Genomic DNA, 12,071 nt, shown 5'->3' on the forward strand with positions numbered 1-12,071 from the left:
TTTATCTTTTATGTTTTAAATTTGTCTTTCAGTTCAATTAAGGCTAACAAAGCACCATTGCCGCCCCATTCTAAGGGGGCTTGGTGAAATGCCATAACATCGGGATGTTGCACTAACCAATGAGGAACTTTATTTTTTAATACTTTAGAGCCAACCCCGTGAATGATACATATACACTGTGCATGCTCTTTTTGACAAGCATAGAGTAATGCAGCAATTTCTTGCTTGGCTTGTCTTTGATCTAAACCATGCAGGTCTAAAATTAGATCAGGCCTGTAAACTCCTCGTCGTAAATTTTTGGCTTCAAAACTACTAACATCACCACGAACGTATTTCATCGGGCCTTGAGTACTTAAATTTGGTTCAAATTCATCAGAAAAGTAAAATTGCGCAAGTGCTTTACTTTTATCATGCAAAGTATTCTTTTGATGTTTTTTTTGTTGAGAGCTACTTTTAGGCTTGCTGAGTTTTTTATCAAAGTGTATGGTGTCCACTTTTAATCGTTTTACCTTACCTATCGATTGTTGAAAAAGTTTTTCATCAGTGATGTCGTTCGATTTTTGATGGTTATTTAATTTTTGCAGCATATGTTTCATTTTCATCATGACAGTTTAAAAATATCTGTTAATCTTTACAAGAAATGAATGTAATGAATTATACTTCAGCTAATTTAATTGATCTTAATTGATACTTTGAACAGGTTCTAACAACGTTAGGCTATTTACACTACTTAAAAGCAATAGGATTTTTAAATGACTCAGTTATCCGCTATCACTAACCAGTTACATTCCGTGGCTGATTATTGTCGATATGGTGCGACGTTATTCAATCAAGCTGAATTATTTTATGGGCACGGCAGTGATAATGCGTTTCACGATGCCTATATCTTGGTTATGTACGCTTTATCATTACCTAATGAACTTGATGACAGTATAATGTCCTGTCGCTTGGTTGAATCGGAAAAATTAAATATTTTGGCCTTGTTTTCTCGTCGTGTTGAAGAGAGAATTCCGGTTGCTTATATTACTCATGTTGCTTATTTTGCCCAGTTACCTTTTTATGTTGATGAGAGAGTATTAATACCGCGTTCACCTATTGCTGAATTAGTTGAAAATCAATTTTTTCCTTATGTTGCTTCAAATAAACAACCTAAACGTATTTTAGATTTATGTACGGGAAGTGGATGTATAGCTATTGCTTGTGCTAGTTATTTTAGTGAGGCAGACGTAGATGCCGTCGATTTATCTATTGATGCACTTAATGTGGCGCAAATAAATATAGAAAACCATGGTCTTTGTGAACAAGTTATTCCAATTCAGTCTGATGTTTTCTCTGGGGTTGAAGGGCAATGTTATGATTTAATTGTCAGTAATCCACCTTATGTCGATCAACAAGATATTGATTGCATGCCACAAGAATACCAACATGAGCCGGAAATGGGTTTAGGTTGTGGTAATGATGGCTTAGATATTGTTCGGATTATCCTTGCTGAAAGTGCTGAGCATCTTAATGAGGGCGGTTTCTTATTCTGTGAAGTTGGTAACTCAGAAGTTCATGTGAGAGCCTTGTATAAAGATGTTCCGTTTACTTGGCTTAACTTTGAGCGTGGTGGTCATGGCGTATTTATGTTAACTAAGGCACAATTAGTTGAGCATTCAGACACTTTTACTGCAGCTTTAGAAAATCATTAATAAAAATCATATAAATTAAATAGACGTTGGAGTTAGAATGTCAGGCAATACCTTTGGAAAATTATTTACTGTCACTTCGTTTGGTGAAAGCCATGGTTTAGGCCTTGGTGCTATTATTGATGGTTGCCCACCGGGAATCGAATTATCTGAGGAAGATTTACAAGGTGATCTTGATAGACGACGTCCAGGTAAATCGCGTTTTACTACCGCTCGCAATGAAGCGGATAAAGTTAAAATTATGTCAGGTGTTTTTGAAGGTAAAACAACAGGTACACCGATAGGTTTAATTATTGAGAATACAGACCAACGTTCTAAAGATTACGGCAATATTGCACAAAGCTTCCGTCCAGGTCATGCTGATTATACCTACACTCAAAAGTATGGTTTACGTGATTATCGTGGTGGGGGCCGTTCTTCGGCAAGAGAAACGGCTATGCGTGTTGCGGCCGGCGCAGTAGCAAAAAAATTCCTTTTACAAAAGTTTGGTATGAAAATACAAGCTTGTGTAACGCAAATTGGTGATATTACAGCCACGTCTGCTGATAGTGCCCCGCTTGATTTTGCCACCATCAATTGGGAAGAAGTTGAAGCAAATCAATTCTTTTTCCTGACAACAGTAAACTTGAACAATTAGATCAGCATTTACGGGATGTTATGCGTGCTAAAGATTCAATAGGCGCTAAAATTAGTGTTGTGGCAACGAATGTTCCTGTTGGTTTAGGTGAGCCAATTTTCGATCGCCTTGATGCAGAAATTGCTCATGGTCTAATGAGTATTAATGCCGTTAAAGGGGTTGAAATCGGTGATGGTTTTGCGGTTGTTAATCAAAAAGGCTCAGAGCATAGAGACGAGTTAACACCTGAAGGATTTAATAGTAATCATGCAGGTGGTATTTTAGGTGGTATATCTTCGGGTCAAAATATTATTGCGCATTTAGCATTAAAGCCAACATCAAGCATTGGCGTTAGTGGTAAAACTGTGGATGCTAATGGCGTGGCGACTGATATTATCACGAAAGGGCGTCATGATCCTTGTGTTGGTATTCGCGCAGTACCTATCGCTGAAGCTATCTTGGCGTTAACGTTAATGGACCACTACTTAAGGCATAGAGCACAAAATGCTGATGTTATTTGTAGTACCCCAGTGATTACACAAAACTAAATATTTTTTATAAGTCGAGACGTTAAGGATTTACTTTGTCATTATTTACTCGACTTTCTACGAGTTACTTTTTTTACTTCGCAATTCTTGGTTTAATTTCACCTTACCTTTCGGTATTTCTAGACGGCAAAGGTTTTAACTCGGTAGAGCTAGGTGAAATTTTTGCTATTCTTACTGCCACTAAAATAGTCGCCCCCAGTTTATGGGCAATTTTAGCGGATAAAACGGGTCAAAAATTACTTATTATTCGCCTTGGCGCATTGCCGGCGTTATTAAGCTTTATCGTGTTGTTTTGGTTAAATAGTTATTGGCCAATTAGTTTCTGTTTAGCTTTATTTAGTCTTTTTTGGACAGCAATTTTACCGCAACTTGAAGTGTTTACCTTAACTTCTGTTCGACATAGTAGCAAAATATACGCACGCATTCGTTTGTGGGGTAGTTTAGGATTTGTTGCATTAGCCGTCTTTGCAGGACAGGTGATGGAATACTATACCCAAGTTGATGCATCAAATAGCATTATTAGTTCCTTTACTGATGCATTTGTGTTGATGGGAGGCGTTATTTTATTGTGCTTATTATTGTCAACCATGGTGATTAAACCACAACGCATGGTGAACAAAGTTCAGCAACAAGCACTGGCAATAACCGGTAAATTACTAGAGCCAAGATTTGTTATTTTCTTTATTTCTGGTGTGTTATTGCAAATTAGTTTTGGGCCTTATTATGGTTTTTTTGCACTGTTTTTACGTGATTTAGCTTATCCTGGTTTTGCGGTTGGTTTATTAATTTCTCTTGGTGTTGTTGCTGAAATTCTTGTGTTTATTTTTGCTAGTAACTTCTTTAAAGCCTTTTCATTAAAGACAATATTAATTTTCAGTTTAGCGGCAACCGCACTTCGTTGGTTTTTAGTCGCTTTGTATGCAGATTCAATTTGGCTTTTGGCATTTACACAGCTATTACATGCCGCAAGTTTTGCACTTTTTCATAGTGCTTCAATGGTTTTTATTAGTGAACATTTTACTCGTTGTCAGCAATCCAGAGGACAAGCAGTTTATTTGGGGGGTGTTTATGGTGTGGGCGGGGCTATAGGTGCCTATGTGGCAGGTGTTTTATGGCTTGATGGTCTTGGTGCTAGTACCGCTTTTCTAACTGCCAGTGGCACTGTTTTATTCGCTGCTTTGTTAATGTGGTTTATGCCGGCTCAAGTTAAACAAAAAAGCCCAGTCAAATGACTGGGCAAAAATAAATAACAATAAGGGATAGGAAATTAACATTTAACGTTGAGGTTTAATTCTCCTGTAATAAGCTTTTTCCGTTGATAGCTATTTTACGAGGCTTTAATGCTTCTGGTATTTCTCTTAGTAAATCAATATGTAATAAACCATCTTTCATAAATGCACCAATAACTCGTACATGCTCACCTAATTGAAACTTTCTTTCAAAGTTTCTTTCAGCAATGCCTTGATGTAAAAATCTTCGAGGAGTCTGATTTTCTTTCGTTTCGTTATTTACACTTGCATCGGCCGATTTAGTGCCTATCACAATTAAGTTATTGTCTTTAGATTCAATATCAATATCTTGTTCACTAAAACCCGCAACTGCCATGGTAATTCTGTATTGATCTTCGGCTAATAGTTCAATGTTGTACGGAGGGTATGATGATTGTTTGTCAGAGCGAGAAGCTTTGTCCATTAGACCAAACTAAATGATCAAAACCAATAAATGAACGATAAAGTGGGCTGAAATCTGTTGTTGATGTACGCATAATAAAATATCCTAATAATTAGCAATAATAATATTATTTTAAGCAATAAGTCGCTGTTACCTTGGTTTTCTCTATATGTTGCTACTATTACCAACTAGGTTGCATAACAGTGTATTTACATTGCTTTATATAGTAAAACTTATCAGTACTCATTGATAAAATAATGCTGCCTTTCTTACCTAATAAAGGTGTATATGAACAGGCAATGAGTTAATTGTAGCCCCATATGGCGACTACAATAATAAAGATGGGACTGTGGTTTTATTTTTCAAGGATAAAATAAAATAAATTTGTAGTTGTTTGATTTTTAGGTGTTTATTTTTTAATCGTTATTCTCTGTTTCATTGCCGTCTTCAACAACAAGGACTGGAGCAATGTTTTTTACGGCGCTAAGTGCACGTTCATAATCAGGATGTTGTGAAATATTTGCTACCAATTCTTTATACTGCACACTGCCTTTGCTATCAATAATGAAAATAGCGCGTGTAAGTAAACCCATATCTTTAATAATTAAGCCATAGTTTTCACCAAAATTACGCCAAACAGAATCAGATAAAACTTTTATTTGATCGACTCCTTCCACCTTACAAAAACGTTTTTGAGCAAAAGGTAAATCATTACTGATGGTTAGTAGTGTTATGTTACTAGGTAATTTGGCGGCTTCTTCATTAAAACGCTTTGTTTGAATGGAGCAAACACCAGTGTCTAGGCTAGGAACAACTGAAATTAAAATAGTTTGATCCTTAAAGTCAGATAATTGAACAGGTAGAAAATTTTTATCAACCACTTTAAAATCAGGTGCTTTTTCACCAATATTAACTTGAGTTCCAAGTAAAGTGACATATTTGTCATTTGCCTTAACTAAGTTTTGTGTTTGAGTTAGATTATCTTGATTAAAGGCTTTCGCATTGAAAGATAAACTAAAAATAACAAAAAGTGAGAAAAATAAAAGTTTGTTTAAGGTAGATAAATTCATCATTAGTTGGGATAATTAAATTAAAGGGTAAGTTTACCGTTTTTTACCGTTAATTTCTGCAATATTTTTAATAATAATTGTAAAATTATTGAATTATACTCTACTGTTAACCTTGTAGTGTGCAAATGTTAGTTCAATGGTTAGATACTTGGTTTTCTTATGATAAAAAATTATTTTTACAAAGGTAGTGTTCTCTATGTCAACTAAGTTACTTATTTGTGATGATTCCAATATGGCGCGCAAGCAGCTTGCTCGTTCATTGCCAGATGGGTGGGATGTCGATATAAGTTTTGCCACCGACGGCATTGAAGGTATAGAAGCAATAAAAGCGGGTAAAGGTGATGTGCTGTTACTCGATTTAAATATGCCAAATATGGATGGTTATCAAGTGCTTGAAGCTATTATGCAGCAAGACTTGCCTACGTTAACTATTGTTGTTTCAGGGGACATTCAACCTGAGGCACATAAAAGAGTTACAAGTTTAGGGGCTTTAGATTTTATTCAAAAACCCGTAAATAAAGAAAAATTAACCGAAGTTTTACTGTCCTATGGTGTTTTTAGCAAAGATGAAACTCAAGTTGAGCCCGTTATTAATAAGTCGGGTGCAGAACCTCTTGTTGAAAAACCAAGTCAAAATAAAACAAAACCATCCGCCGTTAAAAATTTCACCCGTAGATTTATCCAAGCCTATCGATAATACTCAGGTAACTCTATCATCTGACTTACGTGATTGTTACCAAGAAATTGCTAATGTCGCTATGGGGCGAGCAGGAGATTTATTAGCACGTTTACTTGATGTGTTTGTAGAGTTGCCTATACCTAATGTAAACTTTATTGAAGTAAGCGAGGTAAGAATGGCGCTTAAAGATGTTGAAGCAAACGAAAGTACCTCGGGTGTTTGCCAAGGCTTTATTAGTGCAGGTATTTCGGGTGAAGCCTTACTAATTTTAAATGACTCAAGCTTTAAAGATGTTGCCTCTTTAATGAATTATCAGTATGACGATGATGCGGGTACTGAATTAGAATTATTAATGGATTTGGCAAATGTATTAATAGGCGCTTGTTTAAAGGGAATTTCAGAACAACTTGATATTGACTTTAGCCAAGGTCACCCTGTGGTGTTAGGTCAGAACAGGAGAATATCAGAATTAATTGCAAATAATGCTGTTAAATGGAAAAGAACATTAGCAATAGAAATTAGCTATAGCATTGAAAACTATTCTATAAAATGCGATTTGTTATTACTATTTACCGAAAAATCTATGCAAATATTGAATAATAAACTTGCTTACTTGTTAGAGTAATTTTATTTTTTTGCTGAATGAATGTAGACCTATAAAGTTGGAATGCGTATGTCGTTAGAAACGTCACAATTAAATGAATTACACTGGTTGATGGAAATGCTTCACAACATTGATGTTGGGTTAGTGGTTTTGGATACTGAGTTTAGAGTTCAAATATTTAATGGGTTTATGGAAAACCATAGTGGTTATTTTCCGAGGGAAGCTAAAGATAAAGTATTATTTGATTTATTTGATGAAATACCACAAGAATGGTTTAGGCGTAAAGCAGAAGCGGTTTTTTTATTAAAAAATAAAGCATTTACTATTTGGGAACAACGTCCTTATGTATTCAAGTTTGACAGTTATCGCCCTGTAACAGGTAGCGCAGATTTTATGTATCAAAACACGACATTTATTCCGTTACTTTCCTCAACAGGGGATGTTACTCATTTATGTTTACTTGTTTATGATGTCACCGATACCGCAGTACATAAAATGAGTTTAGAGACGGCTAATGCTGAATTAGCGATTTTGAGTCAAACAGACGGTTTAACAAGTTTATTCAACCGTACTCATTGGGAAAACTGTTTACAAGCTGAATATAAGCGGATTCGTAGTCAACATTCAAGTTCGTTGGTTATGATAGATATTGATCATTTTAAAAATGTAAATGATACTTATGGACATTTAGTGGGTGATGAGGTTATTAGACATATTTCAGCATTGATTAGAGAACATGTACGTGAAACGGATATTTCAGGTCGCTATGGTGGTGAAGAATTCACTATTTTACTTTCCGATACGTCATTAAAAAATGCTTATGTGTTTGCTGAACGTTTACGTAGAGAAGTGGAATCTGCTGTGGTTAAATACAATGATATCGAATTAAAATATACAATTAGTTTAGGTATTGCAGAGGTGGATGCCTCGATTCAAACTTATGAAGCTTGGATTGAATGTGCTGATGCTGCGCTTTATCATTCGAAAGAGAATGGCCGTAATAGAATTAGTTTACACCCTAAGCAAAAGTAAATAAGTTTATGGTCATTAGTTTAAATAACCTGAATTCAGTTTGAAATATTTTTATTATTTGAAATATATAGGTTAAAAGCAATAACCGTTTAACATTATTATTTGTGTCTTAAAATAAGAGTGCAGGTTATTGGCGCAATTATCATTATCAATAAAATGAGTCTTGGCCATTGGCTATAAGGTGTTTCTCCTGACACGAGTGGCACTTTAGCTTTTAACACGTTTTCTTCAAACTGCGGAATACGTGCAAGGAAATTACCTTGGTAATCAACCACCGCAGTTATGCCATTATTGGTTGCACGTAATAATGGTTTGCCAAACTCCAATGCACGCATTCTAGCAATTTCCATATGTTGGTGTGGACCATGTGAATGACCAAACCAGGCATCATTACTCACCGTTAATAATAAATCTGTTTCATTAGTTAAATTGGCCGCTAGTTGATGAGGAAAGGCTATTTCAAAACAAAGTAGTGGTAGAATATGTAACCCCTTAGCAATTAGGTTTTTTTGAACGTAATTGCCTCGGCTAAAAGAAGACATAGGCAAATTGAAAAAAGGGGCTAATGGTCTTAGCCATTCTTGAAAAGGGACAAACTCGCCTATAGGTAACAAATGATTTTTTGAATAGCGATTGCTGTGATTATAAAAATAACCTTGTTCATCTTCTGTTTGCTTTTTACCTAATGTAATTAAGCTATTATAATATGCTTTACTTTCAAAATTGTAATTAATGATACCGGTAATTATAGCGCTGTTGTTTAATAGTGCGGAGCGGTTTACTGTGGTTAAGTAGTCTTGTACCGTTGGCTCCATAGCCGGAATGGCTGATTCAGGCCAAATGATAATATCCGCATCGTAATTGACTCGAGTTAGATCTAAATACTTGAGCATAGTTGGCCATTCTTGCTCAGGTTGCCATTTTATTGATTGGGCTATATTACCTTGCACCAGAGCAACTGTTGTTACTTCGCCGTTTGGCTTAACCCAAGATGTTTTGGACAATAAAAAACTGGTCAACACTAAACCCAATACAATGATTATTGGCAATCTTAACTTTGTATAAGTCTGTTGGTTTATTGCATTGAAAATTTCAACTAAACAGATATTTATTATTAAGACTATGGCTGTTATGCCTACCTCACCAATGACAGGTGCAAAGCTAGCTAACGGACTATCTATTTGGCTATAGCCTAAGGATAACCAAGGAAATCCGGTTAAAACCACACCACGCAAATATTCGGTAAAAAGCCAAAAAGGAGGTAGAAGCCACAAGTTAAGGTGTTTATTTATAGAGAAACGTGCCGTTAGATAAGCGGCAAGCGGAAATATTGACAAATAAAGACACAGCAGTACCATTAAACTTAAGGAAATAATTAAGGGTAAGCCGCCAAACTGGTCGATACTTACATGAACCCAACTAATACCACTGCCAAACCAACCTAGGGCAAAAGCAGCCATCAATTTAGCTGCTTTTCTGGGCGGTTGATTTTGTATTAAATGTAATACAATGGCTCGGAACTATAAGCGATAAATACCATTGCGAAAACGGCGCATAGGCAAATATTAAGCTTAAACCTGACAAAAAGCAGATCCAATAAGCTTTATTGACTAGTGTTGTTTTAAAACGAGAATACAGCGTGTTTTCGTTTGCTTTAGTCACTCGTTTTACCATTGATTTTATGCTTTTTGGCAACCGTTACTTGTAACATTTGCATGCATCGGGTGTCAGCCGCGACTACTTTAAAATCAAAGTGGCCAATGGTTACTTGTTCACCTTTTTGTGGCATATGATGTAGTTTTTGTAAAATAATACCTGAGATTGTATCTGCTGATTTTTCGTCAAACTTACTATTAAAGTAATGATTAAAATCGGCTAGTTCAGTTAAGGCTCTGACTAAGTAGACATTACCTGCCAGTACTTTTATGTCTTCTTCAATATCATCATCAGTTTCGTCTTCAATTTCACCAACAATTTGTTCAAGAATATCTTCAATGGTGATAACACCTGAAATTCCACCGTATTCATCAGCAACGAGCGCCATATGATAGCGGTTTGAACGAAACTCTTTTAATAGTGGCTCTACTTTTTTACTTTCAGGCACAATGATAGCCGGACGGATAATATCATTTAGGCTGATTTCATTGTTACTTGAATTGCCAACCGAGGTGTTAAAGCCAAAAGCGAGTAAATCTTTAGCTAATAAAATGCCATCAACATGGTCAATATCTTCATTAATCACAGGGAAACGCGAATGACCTGATTCTAAAATAATCGGTAAAAACTCATCTAAACTATGATTGATGTCAATGGTAACCATCTGAGAGCGAGGGATCATTATATCTCGGACACGCATTTCTGATACGCCCAAGACTCCTTCAATCATGAGTTTTGTTTCTGGGTTAATTAGTTCACGATGTTGAGCATCAGCTAAAACATCAACAAGGTCATTTTTATTTTTTGGCTCAGGACGAAATATATGAATAATTTTATTCAAAAATGATTTTTTCTTCGAGCCGTTGTTCGAGTGGGGGGCGTCATCGCTCATAGAGTCGGAGTATTTCCTATGTTAATTTATATGTTATATGGATTTGCAATGGATAATTTCGCTAAAATTTTTATTTCTAGTGCTTCCATTTCATTCGCATCAGTATCGTTTATATGATCATATCCTACTAAATGCAAGCATCCATGTATTACCATATGTGCCCAATGATCAAATAATGCTTTATTTTGCGTACTCGCTTCTTGTTCTACAACAGAAGAACAAATCACTAAATCACCTAATAAATTAAGCTCAATTCCTTCAGGCACTTCAAAAGGAAAAGACAATACATTGGTCGGTTTATCTTTTTTTCGATATTGTTTATTAAGATGTTGGCTTTCATCTGAGTTGACTAGTCGAATCGTCAGTTCAAACGCTTGCGTGGTAATCGTGTTTAATGCGCTATTAACCCAGAGTTGAAAAAGGTCATCAGAAGGTAAAATTTGCGCATCACAAGCGTTTTGTATATCAACAATGTGTATCATTAGGTCTTTGATTCAGTTTGTGTAGTGCTTTGGTTATTTATATTAGCCGTTTCTTTAAGATTTTTTTGTCTATTTATCTTTTGCTCATGAGATTCATAGGCTTCAACAATTCTAGCAACCACAGGATGACGAACAACATCTTTCGATTGGAAAAAATTAAAGCTAATACCTTGAATATCTTGTAACACTTCAATGGCGTGGCGTAATCCAGAGCTTTGATGACGGGGCAAATCAACCTGAGTTATATCACCCGTAATGACCGCTCTCGAATTAAAGCCTATTCTTGTTAAAAACATTTTCATTTGTTCAACGGTTGTATTTTGACTTTCATCTAAAATAATAAAAGCATCATTCAATGTTCTGCCACGCATATATGCTAACGGTGCAATTTCGATGACATTACGTTCAATAAGCTTTTCTACTCGTTCGAAGCCTAGCATTTCAAATAATGCGTCATAAAGAGGTCTTAAGTATGGGTCAATTTTTTGTGATAAATCACCCGGCAAAAAGCCCAATTTTTCTCCTGCTTCTACGGCAGGGCGAGTTAAGAGTATTCTACGAACTTCTTGTCGTTCTAAAGCGTCGACCGCACAGGCAACAGCGAGGTATGTTTTTCCTGTACCGGCGACACCTACACCAAAACTTATGTCGTTGGTAATGATGTTTTGTACATAAGATTGTTGGTTACCATTACGAGGTTTGACTGTGCCACGCTTAGTTTTAATGGTAACCATTTTTTCATAATTAGCCCCCAATTCTGAGGCTTCTTTAGTGGAAGTTGAATTGCTAATATCTTGTTCTAAGACATTAGCATCAAGTATCGCAAGGTGCACCATTTCACTGGTTATTTCTTGTTGTTGACCTTTGACAGTTGCTGTTTCTAAGTATAAGTTTTTTAGTAAGTTTATTACTGCAAGGCAGTGTACGTCTTTACCTAATACCGTAAATAGGTTGCCACGATAACTAATTTCTACCCCTAAACGACGTTCAATTGTTTTCAAATGATCGTCCATGGGTCCACATAAGTTTGCTTGACGCTCATTATCAACAGGATCTAAGGTTAATTGATGGCCTTTTGGCTTACTTGCTTTTGCTGTAATCTGTTCTTTTGATTTTTCAGTCAAAATATTTTC

9 protein-coding genes and 3 pseudogenes are annotated in these 12,071 nt (G+C 35.8%); 5 read left to right on the forward strand and 7 right to left on the reverse strand.

The window, feature by feature from the left end; genetic code table 11:
• Nucleotides 1-8: 8 nt before the first annotated feature.
• A complete protein-coding gene (smrB, locus tag L3081_RS21855) occupies nt 9-602 on the reverse strand; it encodes an endonuclease SmrB (protein WP_242288431.1) in 594 nt (197 codons plus the stop codon).
• A 150-nt stretch (nt 603-752) separates the two neighbouring features.
• Here smrB and prmB point away from each other — a divergent pair, with 150 nt between their 5' ends.
• The 3 genes and pseudogenes from prmB to L3081_RS21870 all read left to right on the forward strand — a co-directional run bounded on the left by prmB (nt 753) and on the right by L3081_RS21870 (nt 4,084).
• Nucleotides 753-1,691 (forward strand): 50S ribosomal protein L3 N(5)-glutamine methyltransferase, encoded by a 939-nt coding sequence (prmB, locus tag L3081_RS21860; RefSeq protein WP_242288432.1) that lies wholly within the window; start codon nt 753-755, stop codon nt 1,689-1,691.
• A gap of 37 nt (nt 1,692-1,728) precedes the next feature.
• A pseudogene (aroC, locus tag L3081_RS21865) lies at nt 1,729-2,852 on the forward strand (chorismate synthase).
• 35 nt (nt 2,853-2,887) lie between these two features.
• Nucleotides 2,888-4,084: an MFS transporter gene (locus L3081_RS21870; protein WP_242288433.1), complete on the forward strand. Its 1,197-nt coding sequence runs from the start codon at nt 2,888-2,890 to the stop codon at nt 4,082-4,084.
• 55 nt (nt 4,085-4,139) lie between these two features.
• Here the strand turns inward: L3081_RS21870 and L3081_RS21875 are convergent.
• Nucleotides 4,140-4,617: pseudogene (locus L3081_RS21875) on the reverse strand (Hsp20 family protein).
• A gap of 322 nt (nt 4,618-4,939) precedes the next feature.
• Nucleotides 4,940-5,593 carry a thiol peroxidase gene (gene tpx / locus L3081_RS21880; RefSeq protein ID WP_242288535.1) on the reverse strand — a complete coding sequence of 218 codons (654 nt, stop codon included), beginning with the start codon at nt 5,591-5,593 and terminating at the stop codon, nt 4,940-4,942.
• 196 nt (nt 5,594-5,789) lie between these two features.
• Here tpx and L3081_RS21885 point away from each other — a divergent pair.
• Nucleotides 5,790-6,897, forward strand: a pseudogene (locus L3081_RS21885) (response regulator).
• A gap of 48 nt (nt 6,898-6,945) precedes the next feature.
• Nucleotides 6,946-7,908, forward strand: coding sequence for a GGDEF domain-containing protein (locus L3081_RS21890; protein WP_242288434.1), 963 nt, complete (start codon nt 6,946-6,948; stop codon nt 7,906-7,908).
• Between the two features lie 98 nt (nt 7,909-8,006).
• Here L3081_RS21890 and lnt read toward each other — a convergent pair whose 3' ends face one another.
• From lnt to L3081_RS21910, 4 genes are all read right to left on the reverse strand, one after another.
• Nucleotides 8,007-9,368, reverse strand: coding sequence for an apolipoprotein N-acyltransferase (gene lnt / locus L3081_RS21895; protein ID WP_242288435.1), 1,362 nt, complete (start codon nt 9,366-9,368; stop codon nt 8,007-8,009).
• Nucleotides 9,369-9,562: 194 nt separating this feature from the next.
• Nucleotides 9,563-10,456, reverse strand: coding sequence for an HlyC/CorC family transporter (locus L3081_RS21900; protein ID WP_242288436.1), 894 nt, complete (start codon nt 10,454-10,456; stop codon nt 9,563-9,565).
• A gap of 26 nt (nt 10,457-10,482) precedes the next feature.
• Complete coding sequence (gene ybeY, locus L3081_RS21905) at nt 10,483-10,938, reverse strand: rRNA maturation RNase YbeY (RefSeq protein ID WP_242288437.1); 456 nt, start codon at nt 10,936-10,938, stop codon at nt 10,483-10,485.
• The gene (locus tag L3081_RS21910; RefSeq protein WP_242288536.1) at nt 10,938-11,951 is read right to left on the reverse strand and encodes a PhoH family protein; all 1,014 of its coding nucleotides are present in this window, start codon (nt 11,949-11,951) and stop codon (nt 10,938-10,940) included. The genes ybeY and L3081_RS21910 overlap by 1 nt, the downstream gene beginning before the upstream one ends.
• Nucleotides 11,952-12,071 lie beyond the last annotated feature (120 nt).

Origin of the sequence: Colwellia maritima (assembly GCF_022669015.1) — a bacterium.
Lineage (GTDB): Bacteria > Pseudomonadota > Gammaproteobacteria > Enterobacterales > Alteromonadaceae > Colwellia > Colwellia maritima.

Bases quoted from the DNA above. Each gene is read 5' to 3' on its own strand.
- smrB (WP_242288431.1), bottom strand. From the start codon at position 602: ATGAAAATGAAACATATGCTGCAAAAATTAAATAACCATCAAAAATCG.
- prmB (WP_242288432.1), top strand. From the start codon at position 753: ATGACTCAGTTATCCGCTATCACTAACCAGTTACATTCCGTGGCTGAT.
- tpx (WP_242288535.1), bottom strand. From the start codon at position 5,593: ATGAATTTATCTACCTTAAACAAACTTTTATTTTTCTCACTTTTTGTT.
- L3081_RS21890 (WP_242288434.1), top strand. From the start codon at position 6,946: ATGTCGTTAGAAACGTCACAATTAAATGAATTACACTGGTTGATGGAA.
- lnt (WP_242288435.1), bottom strand. From the start codon at position 9,368: ATGGCTGCTTTTGCCCTAGGTTGGTTTGGCAGTGGTATTAGTTGGGTT.
- L3081_RS21900 (WP_242288436.1), bottom strand. From the start codon at position 10,456: ATGAGCGATGACGCCCCCCACTCGAACAACGGCTCGAAGAAAAAATCA.
- ybeY (WP_242288437.1), bottom strand. From the start codon at position 10,938: ATGATACACATTGTTGATATACAAAACGCTTGTGATGCGCAAATTTTA.
- L3081_RS21910 (WP_242288536.1), bottom strand. From the start codon at position 11,951: ATGGACGATCATTTGAAAACAATTGAACGTCGTTTAGGGGTAGAAATT.